The organism is Bordetella tumulicola (assembly GCF_965138755.1).
Taxonomy (GTDB): domain Bacteria; phylum Pseudomonadota; class Gammaproteobacteria; order Burkholderiales; family Burkholderiaceae_B; genus Bordetella_A; species Bordetella_A tumulicola.
In genome coordinates this window covers 168464-188759 of sequence record NZ_CBCSFP010000004.1, presented here as the reverse complement: position 1 = coordinate 188759, position 20296 = coordinate 168464, and the positions used below count along the sequence as shown (strand labels likewise).

Below are 20296 nucleotides of genomic sequence, written 5' to 3'. Positions count from 1 at the left end.
AAACGAAGAAATGAGCAAGAATTTCCATCTAAAAGCCGGTATCGGTCTTGTCGCACTCGTAGTCTTGACGGCAGCGGTGCTGATTCTGAACAAACCTGAGTCCAGCGCGCTTTCACAAAGTACTGACGACGCCTACGTACGAGCGGATATGACTGTCGTCGCGCCTCAAGTATCCGGTGTCATCACAACGGTTGCCGTCGAGGACAACCAGTGGGTACAAGCGGGAGATCCGCTCTTTCATATTGATGATCGTGGATTGCGAGCGGATCTGAACAGCGCGACAGCCGCGGTAGACAGTCTGCGAGCCCAACTAGACCGGCAACAAAGTTTGATCGCCCAGGCACGCGCAGCGAAGGCCGCCTCCAGCGCGAATGTCAAATTAGCCGAGAGGAATTACAAACGGTTTACGAATCTGGCACGCGATGGATCGGGCACAATTCAGGCGCAACAACAAGCCGAGGCCGATCTGGCTGTCCAGCGCGCCGCCTTCGAACGTGATCAAGCTGGACTGCAATTCGCAGAGCAGCAGGTTGTCGTACTCAATGCCGAGCTCGCCAAAGCCCGCGCGATGGCGGCCGACGCCGAGATCAAACTAAGTTATGCCACGGTGATCGCTCCGAGCTCGGGCGTCATCGCGCAGCGACACATTCGCGTTGGTGGCTATGCCCACGCTGGCGAGGCACAACTCACGATCGTTCCGCTTGACAAGGTTTATATCGAAGCCAATTTCCGGGAAACCCAACTTGCCCGCATGCAAATCGGCCAATCGGTAGACATCACCGTGGATGCACTTCCCGGCGTTCGGCTGAACGGCTCGGTCGAGAGCCTGGGGCCCGCGAGCGGATCGAGCTTTTCCCTGGTGCCACCACACAATGCCACGGGGAACTTCACGAAAATCGTCCAACGTCTTCCCATTCGCATCCGTTTGGCCGCCGGCCAAGCAGACGCGGCGCGGCTTCGTGTCGGAATGTCGGTGACGCCAACCGTGGAGGTCGGCGCAGGGCAAACCAACACGAAAGTCGCGATCAAAGCATCCAGATAAGAACCGACCATCTTCAGAACCACGCAGAGCCAGGCAAAATTTGCGGTCGTTGGGACGCGCTCACTGCAAGAAAATTTTTCTTGCAGTGATGACCTTTTCCCAGGCCTCTGTCTCGGCTTGCATGCAATTCTCAGCAAAACGAAGGTACATTCAAACGTGAGAAGAACGACCTGGAGCACCGATGATTCGTTGGTTGGCCTGCACAGCGGCGGCCTTTGCTTGCATCACGCTTTCGTCGCCTGCCACTGCTGATCCGCTCGCGCGCGGACAAGCCGTCGCTCGATCTTTTGCGCAAGGCGACGTTCAATCGATCTGGAAAGACATGACGCCCGAAATGCACGACGCGCTAAGGTCAGCAGAGGCGTTGATGACCGTGCGCGATCAGGTGCGGCATCGCTTTGGCACGGAGACAGAAGTGTTGTCAGAAGTGGTGGCACCGCAGCGTTCTCACCAGGTATACACGCGGCTTTCCCGTTGGAGCGGGACATCCGCACCGATCGAACTCGTGGTCGCCTTCGATCCAGATGACAGGATTTCAGGCTTTTTTGTCAGACCCAAGGCTGCCGAGGCGTCCAGTCGATTCCTTGATTACGAGACTCGCGCCGATCTACGCCTGCCGATCGAAGGCCCGTGGTATGTGTACTGGGGTGGGCGCGGCCTGGACGATAACTACCATGCCGTTGATCGCGGACAGCGTTTTGCCATCGATCTGGTCATCGTCAGGGATGGCAAGACTCATTCGGGTGATCCAGCCGTGTTGGCAAACTACCATTGCTGGAATCAGCCGATTCTAGCGTCGGCAGATGGAACAGTCGTGCATGCCGTCGATGGCTTGCCGGATCAACGTATCGGCAGCACCGACCCTGCGCATCCAGCCGGCAATCATGTGGTCATCGATTTCGGAAACAACGAATACGGCTTTTTGGCTCACATCCGACAAGGCACGGTGACGGTCCATAAAGGCGATCATGTCCAGGCGGGACATGAGGTCGGCCGATGTGGCAACAGCGGCAATACCTCCGAGCCCCATCTGCATTTTCATCTGCAAACCAGTCCGACGCTTGGTCAGGGTGAAGGCCTGCCAGCCCAATTCGTGAACTACCGCTCCAACCGCAACCTAGTCAAACGAGGCGAGCCCACGAAAGGCGAAATCATTGAGCCAATGAACTGATCAACGCCGAGTCGGACCGTTGATCACGGCGTCCAATGACGTTTTCCTGAAATGGCACCATCAAATTTAAATAAATGGCTCTTATGTATGGGTCCAAACTGCCCTTTAATAGGTAGAGACCTGCTGAAAACAGGATTTCCACCTTGCCCTGGGGGCAATCCACGGACTTGCTGAGATCGCCATGAAAAACCTTGATTTGAATACGCGCCGTTCGCTTGCCACGCCTAGAGGCGTAGGCGTCATGTGCAATTTCTATGCGGCGCGCGCGGAAAACGCGACACTGTGGGACGCGGAGGGCAAAGAGTACATCGACTTCGCGGGCGGCATCGCGGTTCTGAATACGGGCCATTGCCATCCCAGGGTGAAAGCCGCCATTGCCAAGCAGCTGGATCAGTTCACGCATACCGCCTACCAGATCGTGCCGTACGAAAGCTATGTGGCGCTGGCCGAACGCATCAACGCCATCGTGCCGATTTCAGGGCTGAAGAAAACCGCTTTCTTCACCACCGGCGTCGAGGCGATAGAAAACGCCGTGAAGATCGCCCGCAGTCACACTGGGCGGTCGGGCATCGTGGCTTTCACGGGCAGCTTTCATGGGCGCACGCTGCTGGGCATGGGCCTTACCGGGAAAGTAACGCCCTACAAGCTTTCCTTTGGCCCAATGCCCAACGATATCTTTCATGTCCCTTTTCCCACTGTGACGCAGGACGTCAGCGTGGCAGATTCCCTCAAGGCGCTGGACCTGCTGTTCCAGAGCGACATCGACCCCAAAAGCGTCGCCGCCATCATCATTGAACCCGTACAAGGCGAAGGTGGCTTCAATATCACGCCGCCGGAACTCATGACGGCACTACGCCTGCTCTGCGACGAACACGGCATACTGCTGATCGCCGATGAAGTGCAGACGGGTTTTGCCCGGACCGGCAAACTGTTCGCCATGGAACACCATTCCGTCGAGCCCGACATCATGTGCATTGCCAAGAGCCTGGCCGGTGGCATGCCCATTTCTGGTGTGGTCGGCCGCGCCGAGGTCATGGATAGCCCCTCAGCAGGCGGACTCGGTGGTACGTATGCGGGCAATCCGCTGTCGGTCGCCGCCGCCCACGCTGTGCTCGATATCATCGAGGATGAAAAATTGTGCGAGCGCGCGAACCAGCTCGGGCAAAAACTCATGAATCGCCTCAATACCCTGCGGGGCGGTTGTCCTGCGATCGCCGACGTGCGCGGCCTGGGCTCGATGGTTGCCCTCGAGATCAACGATCCCAGCACAGGTGTGCCGGATGCCGCGCGGGTCAAGCAGATCCAGGACAAGGCGATCGAACAGGGGCTGATATTGCTGAGCTGCGGCGTCTACGGGAATGTATTACGGTTTCTGTATCCGCTCACGATTCCTGACGAGCAGTTCGACCGCGCGCTGGACATCCTGGCGAACACACTGACCACGTAACTCCGCTATCGTCAGCGTTCATCATGCCCCGCTCCATGCGCCTTCGTTGATCATGTTGCTGGATTTGCGGGGCTGCTGACGCGAGCGGCTGACATGCTCCAGCGCCGGGACAATAGCGGGCACGAGCTTTTGGAAGGCGGGCCCGATGACATCGTCGGGTACGCAGGCATACCCCAAAACCAGTCCTGCCCGTCCCCCGCCTCCGGCATAGTAGCGAGATAGCGGCCTGAGAGAAATACCCAGGGATCGTGCCGCAAGCACGATACCGACATCGTCCGTGCCTTCGGGCAAGTGCATGACCAGGTGTTGCCCCGCCTCGTGTGTGGAAATCGGCCAGCCGCCGCCGAATTGCGCCAGTATTGCGTCGCGCAACAGCGTCTGGCGACGCGCGTACTGGGTGCGCATGCGCCGTATGTGACTGGCATAGTGGCCATCGTTCATGAAATCGGCCAGCACGGCCTGGTCGATCAAACGTCCCTCCCGGTAAAGCTCGGACAGCCCCGTTCCAAAGTGCACGCTCAATACCCTGGGGACCACCATGAAGCTCAGCCGCAAACCGGGAAACAGTGTCTTCGAAAACGTACCCAGATAGATAACGCGCTCATTGCTATCCAGCCCTTGCAACGACGCGATCGGGCGACCATCGTAACGAAACTCGCTGTCGTAGTCGTCTTCAATGATCCAGCTATTGTTGCGATGCGCGTATTCCAGCAGCATGCGCCGCCGGCTCAGGCTCATGACCGTGCCCAGCGGGTACTGGTGAGAAGGCGTGACGAACATGAAGCGCGGCGGCGTCTGCATCTGCTCTTCGCTAGGCGCCATGCCTTCATCGTCCACATGAATGGGTTGAACACGAAGTCCGTTTGCTTTCAATACGGTGCGCGCACCCCAATATGCCGGGTTCTCGATCCAGGCAACTTCATTGCTGTCGCCCAATAGGCCCGCAATCAGGCTCAGCGATTGGTGGACGCCGTTTGTGACGATCACCTGATCCGGCTCGCAATCCACGGATCTCGCGAACCGCAAGTGCTGTGCCAGCGCGGTGCGCAAAGGCAAGTAGCCCGGCCCGTGGGAATACGTCAGCAGCGCCGGATCGGGCTTGCGCCAACGCCGCCTGGTCAGGCGAGACCAGATCTCATGCGGAAACAGCGAGACATCGGGCACGCCCGGCGTGAATGCTCCCCACTGCACACTGGAGGCTTGCGCATTCCGAACCAAGTCTGCCCCTCGCCGCGACAAGGCCAGATGCGCAGGCACCACTGCCGCCACATCGGTCCGGTCCGAATGACGCAGGGGTAAGGAAGGCACCGTATCGGAAACGAAAGTACCGCTCCCCGTCGTGGATACCACGTAGCCCTCGGACTGCAGTTGCTCATAAGCGCCCAGCACGGTATTGCGCGACAAGGCCGTTTCCTTGGCGAGCACGCGGCTGGCGGGCAATTTGGTTCCTGCGCCAAGGTCACCCGCAAGGATCAATTGACGAAGAACGTCATATAGCTGGCGAGCGAGCGATGTGGCCCCTTTGCGCTCCAGTTTTTGCAGTAGAAATTCTGACAAAATCACTTCACGCATAATGGCCCCGCAAATAATCGAGGTAATGGACCTTTATAGAGTACCAAATGTCATCTACTTTTGTGCCTCGGCATCGCGAGACATCTAAGAAAGATTTCGAGGGGATGGGCATTGAAGCTGACTACCACACAGATCACGGCGGCCATCGAAGCGCTCGGCGGCGTACAAGAACTCAAACACCCCTGACGTATCACCCGCAGTACCACAACAAGCTGTCGCACCTATCCATACCCATTTGCAGGATTCCTGAAGGGAGATCCCTATGAGATTGAAAGAGTGGTTCAAACTAAGCTTGGGTGCCATGGCGATGAGCCTGGCCGTGAACGGCGCCATCGCCCAGACGCCGGGCGGCTCGCTCAGCATGATTGTCCAACCCGAACCTCCGATACTGATTCCCGCGCTCAATCAGCAGGCTCCCACCCAGTACGTCGCGGGCAAGATCTACGAAAGCCTGTTGACCTACACGCACGATCTAAAGCCGCAGCCCGGACTGGCGAAGTCCTGGGAAACCTCCCCCGACGGCATGACCTACACCTTCCATCTGAACTCGGGTGTGAAATGGCACGACGGCAAGCCGTTCACCGCTGACGACGTGGTGTTCTCGCTAGCGGAGATGTTGCCCAAGACACACGGGCGCGCCCGTGTCATTCTGGCCAAATATGTTGACTCCGTCGAGAAGGTCGACGACCTGACCGTGAAGATCAAGCTCAAGACCCCCTTCTCGGCCTTCATGATCATGTTCGAGCCGGGCTTTGCACCGATGATGCCAAAGCACATATACGCGGGCTCTGACTACGCCACGAATCCGGCCAACCAGAAACCCATCGGGACAGGCCCATTCATGTTCAAAGAATGGAAACGGGGCGAGTACATCAAACTCGAGCGCAACCCCAACTACTGGAAAGAAGGCAAACCCTATCTGGATGAGCTGATTTTCAACGTCATTCCCGACTCGGCCTCACGGGCCGTGGCCTTCGAGCAGGGCACGGTCGACGTCCTGCGCGGCGGCGACGTCGATAACGTCGATATCAAGCGCCTGCGCGCCCTCCCCGACGTGGACTACACCACGAAGGGCTGGGAAATGTTCTCGCCGCAAGCCTACCTGATATTCAACGAACGCAAACCGCCGTTCGACAACGTCAAGGTACGGCGTGCCGTCATGGCCGCCATGAACCGCAAGCTGATCGTGAACAATATTTTCTTCGGCTTGGGCAAGATATCCACCGGCCCCTTTGTCGCCACGGAAATGTTTTACGACAAGAATATGCCGCCCATGGATTTCAACATGAAGCAGGCGCGCGCGCTGATTAAGGAATCAGGCCTGAACCCGGGCGATTACACCATCAGGCTGCTCAGCTTTCCTTATGGCGCCACCTGGGAACGGCTGGACGAATACACCAAGCAAAGCCTGGAGCAACTGGGTTTCAAGGTCAACCTGGAAGCCACCGATGCCGGCGGCTGGGCCAGCCGCACGGGCAACTGGGACTTTGACCTGACCACCTCTTACGCCTACCAGTATGGCGATCCGGCGCTAGGTGTCGAGCGTTTTCACATCGCCTCCAACATCGTAAAAGGCTCACCTTTCGCCAACGTTCAAGGCTACAACAATCCCGAACTGGACAAGGTCTGGAACGCTGCCGCGTCGGAAACCGATCCGGCTAAGCGCCAGGCGCTGTATACCCAGATTCAGAAAAAACTGGTCGAAGACGTTTCGCTGGGCTATCTGGTCGACATGGAGTTCCCCACGCTGTCAAGGAAGAAGATCAAGAACCTCGTTAAGACCGCGATCGGCCTGAACGAATCGTTCGATGATGTGTACATAGAGAAGTAAGCCTTTCTGGACGGGCGCAGTGCGCCCGTCCAGATACCCATCTTCCCTGCATGCCGGTGCCACGCCCATGAAATTATCTCTTTCGTTTCTTGTCTCGCGGCTAGCCAAGGCACTCTTCGTGATCCTGGGCGTCGTAATCGTCAATTTTTTCCTTATCCGGCTTGCCCCCGGCGATCCGGCAGCAGTGCTGGCCGGCCAGGCCGGCTCCAGCGATCCCACCTATGTTGCACGCCTGCGTGAATCCTTTGGACTGGACGAGCCCCTGCTCACTCAGCTTTACCTGTACCTCAAAGGTGTCGTCCAACTGGATTTCGGCTTTTCGTACCGCAACCACGTGCCTGTCCTCGACCTGATCCTGGAACGCCTGCCCGCCACTTTCCTGCTGATGAGTTGCGCCTTTCTGTTCTCGATCATCATGGGCGTCCTGCTGGGTGTCGTAGCGGCCAAAGCCCGCTACAGCAACAAGCGCCGATGGCTGGACAGCACCGTCATGACGGGCGCGCTGGTCTTGTACGCCACGCCGCTGTTCTGGTTGTCTCTCATGGGCATCCTCTTGTTTTCCGTCGTGCTCGGATGGCTGCCCGCCTTCGGCATGGAGTCCGTCGGCTCCAACCTGACGGGTCTTGCACGAGCGCAAGACATCGCCATGCATCTGATCCTGCCCACCATCACCCTGGGCTGCTTCTTCATGGCCTTCTACGTGCGGCTCACACGCGCCTCGATGCTTGAAGTCATCGGCATGGACTTCATCAAGACGGCCCGGGCCAAAGGCGTACCGCCCGGCAGCATCATCCGCGTCCATGTGTTGCGCAACGCGCTGCTTCCCGTCATTACCTTCGCCGGCATCCAGTTGGGGCAGATGGCGGGCGGCGCGGTCCTCACTGAAACGGTGTTCGCCTGGCCGGGCATCGGCCGGCTGATGTTCGATGCGCTCCTGCAACGCGATTACCAGCTTTTGATGGGCATTTTCCTCATCACATCGACCATGGTCGTCCTCTTCAATCTCCTGACCGACATCACGTATCGACTCGTCGATCCGCGCATTTCGGCCGGTGGCGAACCGGGAGCCGCATGATGAAGAAATTCGCGAAACGATATGCGCGCAACTACGGCGCCGTGTTCGGTCTGTGCATCATCCTCGTGGTGGCCGCACTGGCGGTCGCCGCCCCCTATCTCTACGAGAGCTCCCCTTGGATGATGGTCGACTCGCCACTCATCCCGCCCTTCACCGATACGGCCTATCCGTTCGGCACCGACATGCTGGGCCGCGACATCACCGCCGGCCTGGTATGGGGCGCGCGTGTTTCCCTGATGGTCGGTCTGCTGTCCACCGCCATCGCGCTGGCCTTCGGCATTGCGATCGGCGCAGCGGCTGGCTATTGCGGCGGCCGCATCGACGACGCGCTGATGCGATTCACCGAGTTTTTCCAGACTATTCCGCAACTGGCGCTGGCAGTGGTGATTGTGGCCGTCATGGGACCTTCCATCTACTCCATCATGGGTGCCATCACCGTGGTGTCATGGCCGCCGGCCGCGCGCCTGGTTCGGTCTGAATTCATGACACTCAAGCAGCGCGAGTTCGTTCTGGCCGCCATCGTGATCGGCCAAAAGCCCTCTCGCATCGTCTGGTCGCAGATCCTTCCCAACGCCATGTCACCCATCATCGTATCGGCGTCCTTCATGGTAGCTACGGCCATTCTCACGGAATCGGCGCTGTCCTTCCTGGGGCTAGGCGACCGCAACATGATGAGCTGGGGCTTCATGATCGGCGCGGCGCGCACCATGATTCGTGAAGCCTGGTGGATGAGCGTATGGCCAGGCGTGGCGATCCTCATCACGGTGCTGGCTATCAACCTGATTGGCGAAGGTCTCAGCGACGCCTTGAACCCGCAACTGCGCAAGCGCGGCGAATAAGGAGCGCGACATGGACAGCAAGACACCCCTGCTCTCGGTACAGAATCTCTCCATTCCGCTTCCCGTCGGCGGCGACCGTCCCTACGCCGTCGAAGATGTCTCGTATGACATTTTCCCTGGCGAAATCCTATGCATCGTCGGCGAATCCGGATCCGGGAAATCCATGAGCGCCAATGCCATCATGGGATTGTTGCCCGACTACCTCAAACCCACGCAGGGACGCATCCTCTTCAAGGGCGTCGACTTGCTCACACAGCCCGAAAGCCAACTGCAGGCCATGCGCGGCCAAGAGATCGGCATGATCTTCCAAGAGCCGTTGTCGGCCCTGAATCCGCTCATGACTATCGGCAAGCAGATCGGCGAAGTCATGCAGGTGCACGACAAGTATCCCGGAGAACAGCGCAAGAAACGCGTGCTCGATCTATTGAACTTCGTGGGCCTGCCCGATCCCGGCACGCTCTACGACGTCTATCCCTTCCGCCTGTCAGGCGGCCAGCGACAGCGCGTCATGATCGCCATGGCGCTGGCACTCGAGCCTGCCCTGCTGATTGCCGACGAGCCCACCACTGCGCTCGACATGACCACCCAGGCGCAGATACTCGCGCTGATCGCCCGCATCCAGAAAGAGAAAGGCATGGGCGTCATGTTCGTGACGCACGATTTCGGTGTGGTCGCGGAGATCGCGCACCGCGTCGCCGTCATGGAGAAAGGGATACTGGTTGAACAAGGGCCCGTCGAACACGTGCTCAACCAACCCCGGCATCCCTATACCAAGCGCCTTATTGCCTCGGTGCCCCACCGCCGCATGGACGAAAGCCCACTTGCGGAAAAACCCGTGCCTGTCCTCGAGGTCCGCAATCTGCACAAGACCTACGTTTCCGGCGGCGGGTTGCTGGGCGTCAAGCGCATCGTCCGAGCGGTCGACGACGTCAGTTTTACGGTCAGCCGTGGCGAGACCGTGGGTATCGTGGGCGAGTCCGGCTCGGGCAAATCCACAGTCGGGAAATGCTTACTCAAGCTCATCCGCGTCGACAGCGGGCAAATGCTTTTCCAGGGCGAAGATATCGCACCCCTGTCTGAAGGCCGCTTTCGCCCGATGCGTCACAATATCCAGATGATTTTCCAGGATCCGTTCGCCTCGCTCAATCCACGTCACCCCATAGGCAAAATTCTCAGCGATGGCCCAGTCGCCAACGGGAAGCCACGCGCCCGCGCCGAAACGCGCGCGCGCGAGCTCTTGGATCTGGTGGGAATGGACGCCTCCGCCTTCAATCGTTATCCCAATGAATTTTCAGGCGGGCAACGCCAGCGCATTGGCATTGCCCGCGCACTCGCCCTGGATCCAAAGCTGCTGGTAGCGGACGAATCCGTGTCAGCCCTCGATGTTTCCGTGCAGGCACAAGTGCTGGATCTGCTCCGAACGCTTCAGCGGGAACTGCAAATCGCCATGATCTTCATCACACATGACCTGCGCGTGGCAGCTCAGATCTGCAATGCGGTCGTGGTCATGCATCAGGGCAAGATCGTCGAATATGGCCAGCCCTCTCGGATCTTCGATGCCCCCCAGAATCCTTACACGCAGAAATTGATCGCCGCCGTGCCGGGCAAGCACTGGGATCCGACCCAATCGGAAACGGCATAGCGCAGCCAAGGAAAACATTAGTCTTGCGGTTGAACATCAGGAGTAAACCATGACGCGTCCGGCAGCAATTCCCACCGTGCAAATAGACAATGACACCGTCAAGGTGACGGAATGGCGCTTCCCTCCCGGCGGAGAAACCGGCTGGCATCGCCACGGCATGAATTACGTGGTTATCCCGCAAACCAGCGGCCCGCTGCTGCTGGAAACGCCAGATGGCGAAGTGACAAGCCAACTGACCTCGGGCGTCTCGTACTTCAGGCCAGTGGGCGTGGAACACAATGTCGTCAATCCCTCGGAAACCGAATTCGTGTTCGTCGAAGTCGAAATCAAGTAAGCGGCGAGTTTTTTCGGAATCAACATGAAAGCATTTTTCTCTGAAGAGCAATTGCTGCATCAGCCGCAGCAATTCATGCGCGCCGGGCGTATCTGTGCACCCACCGACGTCCCGGCCCGCGCACGCGTGCTGAACGACATGCTCGCCCAGATGGGAATTGCGAGCGAAGTCCCGCCGGACTATGGGCACGCCATGCTGGCCGTGCATAGCCTGGAATACCTTGAATTCTTGAAAAATGCCTATTCCCGATGGCAGCACTTAAAACGGCCTGGCCTGGAGCCTGGCCCCGAAGTCCTGCCCAATATGTCTCCGTACCACAATGGTCGCATCGAGCAAGCGGGACGCGGTCCCTGCCCCTCGACATCCATCATCGCCCAGGCTGGATACTATCTCAGCGACCTTTCCTGCCCCATCGGGCCACACACATGGCAGGCCGCCTTACGTTCCACGCACGCTGCCATTGCCGCAGCCGACTGGGCCAGCGCGACCAAGGACATTGCCTACGCACTGTGCCGCCCCTCCGGGCACCATGCGCATTATGATCGGGCGGGCGGTTTCTGCTATTTGAACAACAGCGCCATTGCGGCGCAGCGCCTGAGGGAAACCTTTTCCTCCGTCGTCGTCCTGGACGTGGATGCCCACCACGGGGACGGCACCCAGAACATCTTCTACCTGCGTTCGGACGTGATGACCGTGTCCCTGCATGCCGATCCGGGCGATTATTACCCCTTCTATTCCGGCTATGCCCACGAACAGGGATACGGCAGCGGGCACGGCTACAACGTCAACGTACCCTTGCCTCATGGCACGACGACGGAGGGATTCATCGGCGCACTGGACGAGGTCCTGATCACTCTGCGCGACTTCCGGCCCCAAGCGCTGGTCGTGGCATTGGGTTTCGACACCTACCGCGACGATCCCATCAGTGTCCTCAGCCTGGATCTCGACGCCTATCGTCAAATCGGCGAACGGATCAGCTCACTGGGTCTGCCCACCGTCGTCGTCCAAGAGGGTGGCTACATGCTGGAGGTCATCGGTGAAGCCCTGGGCTCGCTATTGCGGGGCCTGAGAGCCACTCAATCCTGATATCCGCAAGGAATCCGGAATAAGCACACCCGCCTGACACCCATGAGCTCCACACCCGTATCCACGCTTGCGGCGCCCGCCTCACAGAAGGTGGGCGTTCTGCTGTTTCTGTGCGGCCTGCTGACATTTTCCATTTTCGACGCGTCCTCCAAGTATCTGCTCGAGACCTATCCTGCGCCTTTCCTGAACATCATGCGCTATGCCACCGTGGCGCTCGTGGCCGTCGCCATACTGATCAAGCATGGCGGGCCGAGGCTGCGCGACGCGCCGCACAAAGGGCTGTTGATCGCGCGGGGCGTTGCGCTAGGCACTGTGGGTACCTGCTTCATGACTGCCCTGATCTGGATGCCGCTGGCCGAAGCGACTGCCATCTATTTCACCTCGCCGCTCATCGTCGTCGTGCTGTCGCGCTGGTTTCTGCAAGAAAAAGTCGGGTTCGCCAAATGGCTGGCCGTATTCGCCGGTTTCGTCGGCATGCTGCTGATCGTACGGCCGGGCAACGACTTACCCGTCCTGGGTACTGCGCTGATGGTGGTCTCGGCCATCAGCTTTTCCATCTTTCAGCTATTGACGCGCAAGCTCGCGGGCAAAGTGCCTGGGCACATCCAATACGGCTACACCGCCTTCGTCTGCCTGGTAATCACGGGCCTGCCAGCACCTTTCTTCCTGCCCGACCCCTGGCCCGATCTACCCGACTTCCTGTTCATCTTGAGCCTGGGCATCAGCAACGGCGCTGGGCATCTGCTATTGATCGCGGCCTTCCAGCGCGTGGCCGCGTCCACGCTAGCTCCCCTGAACTATGGCCAGTTGCTCATGGCTGTGGCATTTAGCACGTTCCTGTTCAACCGGCCACCCGACTCGCTGGCGATGATGGGCATTACGCTGATCACCGCGGCGGGCGTCTTTCTCGTCCTACCCCGCCGCAGTACCCCGTCGGCTTGAGCCCATACGGGCCTACCCCTTGCCCGATCAATATCCCTTGTCGCCGGCAATTAACTGAATTCCGCCCCTCGACCCACCTCGACCGCTGGAGCGCGCCTAGACTTGGCGAGCAAGGCGAGGAACGCAAAGCCGATGGTGATGACGCCCTGAAAAATCCATGCCACATCAAAGCTCCACGTTGCTGCAATCCGGGTAAAGACTGGCGCAACCGTTGCCCCGCCCACTGCGACGATGGTCAACATAAGGCCTATAGCCGTAGGAACGTCCGAAATCAGGAATCCACTGTCGCGTTGACCTGGTATCGATACCCACGGTACGAATGCGGCGATCAAGGACGCACCGATAACGCCTGCCGCCACTTGGACACCGAACAGATCAACGTAGGGGACCATGAGGAACATGAGCCCTTGCAGCGTACAAGCGCCAATGAAGGTCGGTAGCACACCAAAGAAGCGGTCGGCACACACCCCCCCGATAATGCCGCCAGCGATTCCGCTCAACATCAGAATCACGCTGATGGCGTCACCCGCCGAGGCATCGACGTCGAATGTTGTTTGCGCGTAGTGCGGCAGCAGTTGAGCGGCACTGAAGTAGCTCCCGTACGCGCCCAGGAGGGCGATCCCCATGATCCATAAGGCCGGATTGCCAAAAACGCGTTTCAGCGAGTCCTTTCCTAGATGGTGACCTTCGAGCACATCGTCGCTACTGCCTGGAGGCGTCGGAAAGAAAAGCAGAACAAACACCCATGTGGCCACGCCGATCAGTGCGCCGATCATTAGCGCATCCTGCCATCCAAATGCCACGATCACCGGTCTCCAAGCGTAAATCCCGATGGCTGCACCGAGTGTGAAAGCGCCACCCTGGATGATGCCATTAGCCGTCGCCAGCTCTTTTCCGCGAAACCAGGCTGCGGTCAACCCGATGGCGCTGCCAATGTAGATCGAACCTCCAATGCCGCAAAGGAATCGACCCGCTAACAGTATTTCGAAAGATGGCGCCGTTGCAGATACTGCCGCACCGGCAGTCTGGATGGCTATCCCGGAAAGCATGGCGGCCCTCATGCCGAAGCGTTCCGCCAACCACCCGCCCGGAATGTGCGCGAGGCCATATCCTGCAATGAAGGCACCAACAATGATGCCCACTTGGGCGAAGGAAATCTCCATGTCCGTCACGATGCCGTCGAAGGCGGGCACGATACAGAACCAGTTAATAGTGAACTGGAGAAAGGAGATGAAGACGATGGCTAGCGCTGCCCAGCGATTTTTCACGATGTCCCCTTGAAATTGAGTTCAGATACTCAAACTTCCGATGCGTGCGCAGGAAATCCATACAGCCTGTTCCAGTAAAGGAGCGGTCGCTTTTCGTTGGTTGTCAGACTATTTACCGCGGCGATGAAAAGGCGATGCGTACCCGCGTCGGTGGCAGATACGATTGAACACTCGGCCGACATGGAAACGCCTGACATCATCGGCTCCCGACCGTCGCTCTGGTTGATCCACTCGACGCATGAAAAATCGTAGGCTTGCCCGGTCTTGGGCCGGCCGGCGAAGCAGTCTGCGATGTGCGCTTGATCAGCTGCAAGAATATGCACACCGAAAATTCCGCTGTCGGTCATTGCGCTGCACATGCGACTATCACGATTGATGCACACCGAGATCAAAGGCGGATCTGCCGAGACCGACAGGAATGAGCTGACGGTCAACGCCATCCGTTGACCATTGCTGGTCGTCGTCACGACGCAGACAGGTGATGCGGCTTGACGCATCGCCGAGAGAAAGGTGTCGCGAGACACCGACTCCAAAGCGGCTGAACGCGCCGTCTTCACGGCGACGGTGGGGCCAAGGGGTTCGATCATCTGAGCACTCCTGCTAATCCGCCAACGCGTCGACGCCACACGGAAGTCCGAGCAGAACGCGGCCGTAGGTCGAAGCATTGACGTCCCAATTCTGGGTGATATGGCGATGGGCCACGGTGACGTCCGATACGCATCGAGCGATGGGATTTCGTTCGTAAATCACGCCGCCACCGCCTGCGTCCAGCACAAGATTCACCGCGGATGCGGCAAGCTTTCCCGCGTAAGTCGCGATAGCCCGATAGCGCGTCCTATCCTCGACGGTCGAAATGTCACCCCGTTTGAACAGCGCTTCGGCGTCGGCAAGGACCGAGTAGATGAGTTGGCGTGCTGCCAGCACAGCGGTTTTCGCCTCAGCAACCTTTACCTGCTGCGTGGTGAAATTTGAGACACTGCTGCCTGACGCGGTCGATACGCGCTTTCGGGCATTCTCAAGGAAGTAGTCGACCGCAGCCTCAGCAACGCCAAGTGCCGCGCTGCCGATATAGCAGCCGAATAAGCTGTAAAGGGGAACCTTATAGAGCCAGCCCGTATTGACCTTGGAGCCGGGACTAGAACCTTTCCCTTTGAGATCGTCCAGCGTGACAGCCATGTGCTCGGGCACAAAAGCGTCCGACAGAACACAATCCTGGCTCGATGAGCCTCGTAGTCCAATCGTGTACCAAGTATCTAGAATGTTGACTTGGTCCTTGGGCAGAACGAAATGAAGTTCTTTCTTTTCTGCAGTGTCGTCGATGACACATTCACCCGTGAAAATAATCCAGTCAGCGATTTCGCATCCGCTGACGAATGGCCACCGGCCCGAGAGCATATAACCGCCATCGCACTTCACTGCCTTGCCGATACCCGGGATCAGTATCCCACTGACAAGCGCGTCCGGGCTGCCAGCCCAGATCTCATCCTGAGCCTGCTGCGGCCAGTTCGCAAGCATCAGGTTATGCATAATGTTCTGAGCGAGAATCCACGCTGTCGAACCGCAACCGCGACCTATCTCTCGCAAGATGTCTGCGCCTTCGATCAGTCCGCCCTCCGCCCCACCATATCGCTTTGGCTGCCATAGACGCGCCACGCCGTCAGTCTTCAGGCGTAGCCTGACTTCCTCAGGCGGGTGTCGCAGCGAATTGGTTTCATCCGCCTTTTCACGAAGGAAGGGGATCATTGCCGTCGCTTTTGCAACGAGATCAACGCCATCAAGTTGACTGGATAAGTTCATTATTTGTTTTCTTACCAAAGGGTCCATTTCACACTCCTTGAGCACCAGAAAAGTTCATCTCGATCGTGATTCCAGAGGGATCTGCAAAGAACAACTGGCGAAGATCCAGACCAGGCACATTCCTTTGCTGATAAGCAATCCCGTTGCTATCGAGACGCTCACGAAACTCATCGATGTCATCTGCTAGGAAAGCCAGGTGGTCAAGCGCACCGGTGCCGTGCCCCGTCTCTTTCCTTTCGCCTAGGTAGTCCGCAAGGCCTGACCCGCCTCCTCCGGTGCCGATGAGATGGACCACGCCAAAATCTGCTTCGTCTCCGCCTTGATAGAGCCAATAACCAGGAAAATGCAATGGAGGACGGTAGCCGATATGAAGACCCAGAATCTCAACATAGAAGCGCATCGACTCCTCGAGATGGGGCGTTCGGACTGAGAAGTGGCCCAATTTCCGAATTGGCATACGAAAGAATCCTTTTATTGATTGATTGATAATTTATATAAAATAAAACATCAGTTCTATAGATGATTTATTTCTATAAGCACCAATTTTTAGTCGAAAGCCTCAAAGCAGTATCCACTATTTAATTTATCATTCGATAAATAATACTTCTGCTTTTCATGATGACCAAGCACTTTTTAACTAGGGAAAACGCGTGTATTGCTAATGAGTCGATCACGAACGCAGTGGGGAGCCGGGCTATACTGAACTTGGATGACAGCTTCACGCCCTTCTTTGGGAAAAAACCCACTGGGACCGGAATGACAACAGACCAAATCGAGCAGCCCACCACTGCCAAACGAGGACCAAATAAGTCTGCAGCAGGGAAAAAAACAGTCGACGCACCGCGTGTTTCCAAGCCGCGACTGTCCAAGGAAGCTCGCGAACAACAGATCGTTCAGAAGGCCATCCAGTTGTTCGCTGAACGTGGTTTCAGTGTCAGCACGCACGAGATCGCCCGCGCACTAGGCATCACCCAACCGCTTCTCTACAACCACTTTGCGACCAAGGAAGCACTGGTTGATCGTGTCTACGACGAAGTATTCGTTCGCAGGTGGGATCCAGTCTGGGAAGACTGGCTTTCGGATAGCAGCCGGCCGTTGGCAGATAGGCTGAAGCACTATTTAAAAGACTATGCGCAATTTGTTCTGAAGAACGATTGGATAAGGATTTTTATCTCGGCAGGTCTGACCCGTGAAGGCATCAACCAGCGATACGTGGCGCTGCTGCGTGAGCGCCACTTCATTGTGATCGCGCGTGAAATGCGCAAAGAATTCGGCATTCCTGAACCGCGCAATGCAGACGAACTTGAAGACGAAATCGAATTGATTTGGTCCATGCACTCGGGCGTCTTTTATATTGGTATGCGCAGGTGGATCTATGGATTGCCAGTGCCGAAGGATCTCGGACGAGTGATCGACATGCGTGTTGACAGCTTTCTATTGGGCGCAACGCAGGTGCTGAAACACTCTCGAGAGGCCTCGAAGCCGCAAACATGATTTTAGCGAAGCAGCCCATCCGTGGATCGGCACGGCGAAACGGCATCGCCCACTGATTTACAGCGGGTCTTACCTATTTCAACCTGCGCTGAAATTCGCGCCCTTTCCTTATACAGATACTGTAAATCCCAAATCTCAATATCCCCTGTCGCGCTCCACCACACCGGTCAGCGGCTCACCGCGCAGATAACGATTGATCTTGTCCGATACCTGTTCAATGGTTTCCTCGCGCAGGCTGGCGGCAGCCACGTGCGGGGTGATGGTAATGCGTGGATCCGACCAGAACGGATGCTGTTGCGGCAAAGGCTCCTCTCCGAAAACATCGAGCGTCGCCCCCGATAGATGACCTGAATCCAACAATGGCTGCAGGTCTTCTTCGACCAGATGGGCGCCGCGCCCCATGCTGATCAGATAAGCGCCCGGCAGCAATTGCTGCAAGGTTTCCCGGCGAAGAATACCGCGCGTTTCATCGGTAAGGGGCAAGGTATTGATCAGGACACGCGTACGCGCCAGGAACGCGGGCAATTCATCCGGACCCGCAAATTTTTGTACGCCCGGCAGTTCCTTGCCGCTGCGCGACCAGCCCGCCACGGGATAGTCCAGGCTCGCGATCGTCTGAGCCACCCGTGTCCCCATCACGCCCATGCCTAATACCCCTACGCTCCATGTAGCGCGTTGTATATCGGGTTGCGGATCCCAGCGTTTGAGCTTTTGCAGACGTTCGTACTCGTCGAACTGGCGCGACGCCCGCACCAGGGCATATACCGCGTACTCCGCCATTTGCACGGCCATACCCGCATCTTCGATGCGGACGACGGAGACGTCGTCGCCCAGACCCGGCAAGCGAAACAACGCGTCGACCCCGGCTCCCAGATTGAACACAGCCCGTATCCCGGTTTCGCGCTGGAACAGGTCTTTGGGAGGATTCCAGGCAATCGCGATATCCGCGCCCACTGAGGCACTGTTAGCAGACCAGCCATGAATGCGGGCAGACGGGATGGCGGCCTGCAGCGGTTTGATCCAGGCGTCACCGTCCAGATCCATGGTAGAGGCAAAAATGATGTTCACGTCAATCTATAGTCCAAAGTTTCAAGGGAAAAAGCCAACAGATCAGAGATGATCATATCGTCAGCCTCACTTCAGCGCAGGCGTTCAAGCTAATTCTCCGGTATCTGCCTGGACGACAACAACGCCTGGTTCAGCGCGGCCACCTGATCTTCAGATATCGCGTGCTTCGACCTCAGGCCGACGCCGCGCGCCCAGGCCAGATCGTCCGCCAGCGCCTGGGCGTCCGGATAAGCGTACCCACTGTCGACCGCCAGGCATCCGGCGGCTGCACATTCCAGTGCGAAACGGCTACGCACATGTCTGAGCGCCGTCGCGTCGTCCGGATTTTCCATTTGCAAGACCTTGGCCAGCCTCCTGCCCGCCAGCATACCTGCCTTGACGCGCGAACTGGCGGCGAGCACCTCGAATGTGCGCACGACGGCCAACGGCGAAGCCAGCACCGGCACGATGGCAGTATGCCCCAGTGGCAACCGCAGCCGGGTTTCACACGCCCCTAGCAACGCATCGAGTTCCTCGATATGCCGCGCCGCCTCAGTCTGCGATATCAACACGGCGGCCGGCCCGCCTTCGATGACTTTCTCGAGCTGTCCTTGGCCACCCTCGTCCAGGGAATTGATGCGCACTGCCGTCACCACGCCAGCCTGCCGGCATTCCGCCATGAAATCCACCACGCGAATGCATCCCGCCTGTCTATCTTGCGGCGCTGTCAATTCTTCCAGATCGGCTACCAGGACGTCGGCGCCAGAGCCCAATGCGCGACGCTGGGCGGCACTGTCCAGCGCCGACACGAACAGCCAGCTTCGAGATCTCGATGAAACGCCGTCAGGCAGGCAGGCGCGGGCCTCATGGCTCACGAGACTGGAATGATTGCCGGGGGGATTAGGGAGCGACATGATGCTGATCCATGTGTCGGGTTGAATACGCGCTTTACAGCGACGTTCGTCCAAAATCCGCCCGCAGGCGCGCCAGGATGCCGACAAGGTGATCATGCATGGCATGGCGTGCTCGTCCCGGGTCGCGCTGCGCGATAGCGTTGAGAATCTGCTCGTGCTCCAGCTTGGCTTGCTCCCATACGTGCCGTGTGACGAAATGGGTCTCCATACGCGAATAAACCGGACTGCTCTGGCTCAGGCTCCATAAATGCGTAATCGCCGAAGCCAACGCCGCATTGCCGCAAGAAGCGGAGATCGCCAGATGAAAGGCGCGATCATGACGCCCCGGCGCGTCGGCCGTATTCATCGCCCGATGCGCCGCTTCTATTGCGACAATCTGCGCGGGCAAGGCCACCTGGGCCGCCAGCGAGGCGGACTCGGGTTCCAGCAGCAGGCGCGTTTCCAGCAGATCGAACGGCCCCATATCATTGCCGCCGGCATCATGGATGGAGGGGACCCCCTTGATCTCGCGCCGCTCGCCCGCCTGTGTGTTCGTCACGAAAACACCGGTTCCCACCCGGACGTCGACATAACCCTCAAGCTCCAGCGCAATCAAGGCTTCGCGCACCGACGCCCGGCTGACCTGCAGATGCTCGGCCAAGTCTCGTTCCGAAGGAAGCCGATCGCCGGGCGCGAACTCACCCTCGCGGATCCGCCCGGCGATCTGCCCCGCGATGATCCGATAGAGACGAGGAGAACTGACGGCTTGAAGGGGAATCATGTCCAGCACATCCCAGTGGTCGAGTGGTCAGGCCA

At 58.3% G+C, this 20296-nt stretch carries 19 protein-coding genes; 11 read left to right on the top strand and 8 right to left on the bottom strand.

The genetic code is table 11. The features are described 5' to 3' along the window. The first annotated feature begins 10 nt into the window (after window positions 1–10). The 3 genes from ACNAZS_RS13395 (at window position 11) to gabT (ending at window position 3660) form a co-directional block, all read left to right on the top strand. Entirely contained in the window at window positions 11–1042 is a 1032-nt protein-coding gene (locus ACNAZS_RS13395; RefSeq protein WP_415790000.1) for an HlyD family secretion protein, read from the top strand. 181 nt (window positions 1043–1223) lie between these two features. Further along, window positions 1224–2213, top strand: coding sequence for a M23 family metallopeptidase (locus tag ACNAZS_RS13390; RefSeq protein WP_415789998.1), 990 nt, complete (start codon window positions 1224–1226; stop codon window positions 2211–2213). A gap of 181 nt (window positions 2214–2394) precedes the next feature. Continuing rightward, window positions 2395–3660, top strand: a complete 1266-nt coding sequence (gene gabT / locus ACNAZS_RS13385) for a 4-aminobutyrate--2-oxoglutarate transaminase (RefSeq protein ID WP_415789996.1) — start codon at window positions 2395–2397, stop codon at window positions 3658–3660. Between the two features lie 21 nt (window positions 3661–3681). Here gabT and pdxR read toward each other — a convergent pair whose 3' ends face one another. Continuing rightward, window positions 3682–5232 (bottom strand): MocR-like pyridoxine biosynthesis transcription factor PdxR, encoded by a 1551-nt coding sequence (pdxR, locus tag ACNAZS_RS13380; RefSeq protein ID WP_415789994.1) that lies wholly within the window; start codon window positions 5230–5232, stop codon window positions 3682–3684. A gap of 262 nt (window positions 5233–5494) precedes the next feature. Here pdxR and ACNAZS_RS13375 point away from each other — a divergent pair, with 262 nt between their 5' ends. The 7 genes from ACNAZS_RS13375 to ACNAZS_RS13345 all read left to right on the top strand — a co-directional run bounded on the left by ACNAZS_RS13375 (window position 5495) and on the right by ACNAZS_RS13345 (window position 12981). Beyond that, on the top strand, window positions 5495–7063 hold the full coding sequence (locus ACNAZS_RS13375; protein WP_415789991.1) for an ABC transporter substrate-binding protein: 1569 nt from the start codon (window positions 5495–5497) through the stop codon (window positions 7061–7063). 67 nt (window positions 7064–7130) lie between these two features. Continuing rightward, window positions 7131–8138 carry an ABC transporter permease gene (locus ACNAZS_RS13370; protein ID WP_415789989.1) on the top strand — a complete coding sequence of 336 codons (1008 nt, stop codon included), beginning with the start codon at window positions 7131–7133 and terminating at the stop codon, window positions 8136–8138. Continuing rightward, entirely contained in the window at window positions 8138–8977 is an 840-nt protein-coding gene (locus tag ACNAZS_RS13365) for an ABC transporter permease (protein WP_415790332.1), read from the top strand. Before ACNAZS_RS13370 ends, ACNAZS_RS13365 begins: the two co-directional genes overlap by 1 nt. 10 nt (window positions 8978–8987) lie before the next feature. Beyond that, the gene (locus ACNAZS_RS13360; RefSeq protein ID WP_415789987.1) at window positions 8988–10619 is read left to right on the top strand and encodes an ABC transporter ATP-binding protein; all 1632 of its coding nucleotides are present in this window, start codon (window positions 8988–8990) and stop codon (window positions 10617–10619) included. Between the two features lie 49 nt (window positions 10620–10668). Further along, a complete protein-coding gene (locus ACNAZS_RS13355) occupies window positions 10669–10953 on the top strand; it encodes a cupin domain-containing protein (RefSeq protein ID WP_415789985.1) in 285 nt (94 codons plus the stop codon). Between the two features lie 24 nt (window positions 10954–10977). After that, window positions 10978–12039, top strand: a complete 1062-nt coding sequence (locus ACNAZS_RS13350) for a histone deacetylase family protein (RefSeq protein ID WP_415789983.1) — start codon at window positions 10978–10980, stop codon at window positions 12037–12039. A 42-nt stretch (window positions 12040–12081) separates the two neighbouring features. Then, window positions 12082–12981 (top strand): DMT family transporter, encoded by a 900-nt coding sequence (locus ACNAZS_RS13345; protein WP_415789981.1) that lies wholly within the window; start codon window positions 12082–12084, stop codon window positions 12979–12981. A 50-nt stretch (window positions 12982–13031) separates the two neighbouring features. Here ACNAZS_RS13345 and ACNAZS_RS13340 read toward each other — a convergent pair whose 3' ends face one another. The 4 genes from ACNAZS_RS13340 to ACNAZS_RS13325 are packed head-to-tail and all read right to left on the bottom strand — an operon-like array spanning window position 13032 to window position 16446. Then, window positions 13032–14249 (bottom strand): MFS transporter, encoded by a 1218-nt coding sequence (locus ACNAZS_RS13340; RefSeq protein ID WP_415789979.1) that lies wholly within the window; start codon window positions 14247–14249, stop codon window positions 13032–13034. Window positions 14250–14278: 29 nt separating this feature from the next. Next, window positions 14279–14836 (bottom strand): flavin reductase family protein, encoded by a 558-nt coding sequence (locus tag ACNAZS_RS13335; RefSeq protein ID WP_415789977.1) that lies wholly within the window; start codon window positions 14834–14836, stop codon window positions 14279–14281. A gap of 13 nt (window positions 14837–14849) precedes the next feature. Continuing rightward, window positions 14850–16073, bottom strand: coding sequence for an acyl-CoA dehydrogenase family protein (locus tag ACNAZS_RS13330; RefSeq protein ID WP_415789975.1), 1224 nt, complete (start codon window positions 16071–16073; stop codon window positions 14850–14852). A 1-nt stretch (window position 16074) separates the two neighbouring features. Continuing rightward, window positions 16075–16446 (bottom strand): VOC family protein, encoded by a 372-nt coding sequence (locus tag ACNAZS_RS13325; RefSeq protein WP_415789973.1) that lies wholly within the window; start codon window positions 16444–16446, stop codon window positions 16075–16077. A gap of 215 nt (window positions 16447–16661) precedes the next feature. Between ACNAZS_RS13325 and ACNAZS_RS13320 the strand changes: the two genes are divergently transcribed. Then, complete coding sequence (locus ACNAZS_RS13320) at window positions 16662–17540, top strand: TetR/AcrR family transcriptional regulator (RefSeq protein ID WP_415789971.1); 879 nt, start codon at window positions 16662–16664, stop codon at window positions 17538–17540. Between the two features lie 135 nt (window positions 17541–17675). Here ACNAZS_RS13320 and ACNAZS_RS13315 read toward each other — a convergent pair whose 3' ends face one another. From ACNAZS_RS13315 to ACNAZS_RS13305, 3 genes are all read right to left on the bottom strand, one after another. Then, complete coding sequence (locus ACNAZS_RS13315; RefSeq protein ID WP_415789969.1) at window positions 17676–18608, bottom strand: 2-hydroxyacid dehydrogenase; 933 nt, start codon at window positions 18606–18608, stop codon at window positions 17676–17678. An 89-nt stretch (window positions 18609–18697) separates the two neighbouring features. Next, entirely contained in the window at window positions 18698–19501 is an 804-nt protein-coding gene (locus tag ACNAZS_RS13310; RefSeq protein WP_415789967.1) for an aldolase/citrate lyase family protein, read from the bottom strand. A gap of 34 nt (window positions 19502–19535) precedes the next feature. Then, the gene (locus ACNAZS_RS13305) at window positions 19536–20261 is read right to left on the bottom strand and encodes a FadR/GntR family transcriptional regulator (protein WP_415789965.1); all 726 of its coding nucleotides are present in this window, start codon (window positions 20259–20261) and stop codon (window positions 19536–19538) included. Window positions 20262–20296: the final 35 nt, after the last annotated feature.

Bases quoted from the DNA above. Each gene is read 5' to 3' on its own strand.
- ACNAZS_RS13395 (WP_415790000.1), top strand. From the start codon at position 11: ATGAGCAAGAATTTCCATCTAAAAGCCGGTATCGGTCTTGTCGCACTC.
- ACNAZS_RS13390 (WP_415789998.1), top strand. From the start codon at position 1,224: ATGATTCGTTGGTTGGCCTGCACAGCGGCGGCCTTTGCTTGCATCACG.
- gabT (WP_415789996.1), top strand. From the start codon at position 2,395: ATGAAAAACCTTGATTTGAATACGCGCCGTTCGCTTGCCACGCCTAGA.
- pdxR (WP_415789994.1), bottom strand. From the start codon at position 5,232: ATGCGTGAAGTGATTTTGTCAGAATTTCTACTGCAAAAACTGGAGCGC.
- ACNAZS_RS13375 (WP_415789991.1), top strand. From the start codon at position 5,495: ATGAGATTGAAAGAGTGGTTCAAACTAAGCTTGGGTGCCATGGCGATG.
- ACNAZS_RS13370 (WP_415789989.1), top strand. From the start codon at position 7,131: ATGAAATTATCTCTTTCGTTTCTTGTCTCGCGGCTAGCCAAGGCACTC.
- ACNAZS_RS13365 (WP_415790332.1), top strand. From the start codon at position 8,138: ATGAAGAAATTCGCGAAACGATATGCGCGCAACTACGGCGCCGTGTTC.
- ACNAZS_RS13360 (WP_415789987.1), top strand. From the start codon at position 8,988: ATGGACAGCAAGACACCCCTGCTCTCGGTACAGAATCTCTCCATTCCG.
- ACNAZS_RS13355 (WP_415789985.1), top strand. From the start codon at position 10,669: ATGACGCGTCCGGCAGCAATTCCCACCGTGCAAATAGACAATGACACC.
- ACNAZS_RS13350 (WP_415789983.1), top strand. From the start codon at position 10,978: ATGAAAGCATTTTTCTCTGAAGAGCAATTGCTGCATCAGCCGCAGCAA.
- ACNAZS_RS13345 (WP_415789981.1), top strand. From the start codon at position 12,082: ATGAGCTCCACACCCGTATCCACGCTTGCGGCGCCCGCCTCACAGAAG.
- ACNAZS_RS13335 (WP_415789977.1), bottom strand. From the start codon at position 14,836: ATGATCGAACCCCTTGGCCCCACCGTCGCCGTGAAGACGGCGCGTTCA.
- ACNAZS_RS13330 (WP_415789975.1), bottom strand. From the start codon at position 16,073: ATGGACCCTTTGGTAAGAAAACAAATAATGAACTTATCCAGTCAACTT.
- ACNAZS_RS13325 (WP_415789973.1), bottom strand. From the start codon at position 16,446: ATGCGCTTCTATGTTGAGATTCTGGGTCTTCATATCGGCTACCGTCCT.
- ACNAZS_RS13320 (WP_415789971.1), top strand. From the start codon at position 16,662: ATGATGACCAAGCACTTTTTAACTAGGGAAAACGCGTGTATTGCTAAT.
- ACNAZS_RS13310 (WP_415789967.1), bottom strand. From the start codon at position 19,501: ATGTCGCTCCCTAATCCCCCCGGCAATCATTCCAGTCTCGTGAGCCAT.
- ACNAZS_RS13305 (WP_415789965.1), bottom strand. From the start codon at position 20,261: ATGATTCCCCTTCAAGCCGTCAGTTCTCCTCGTCTCTATCGGATCATC.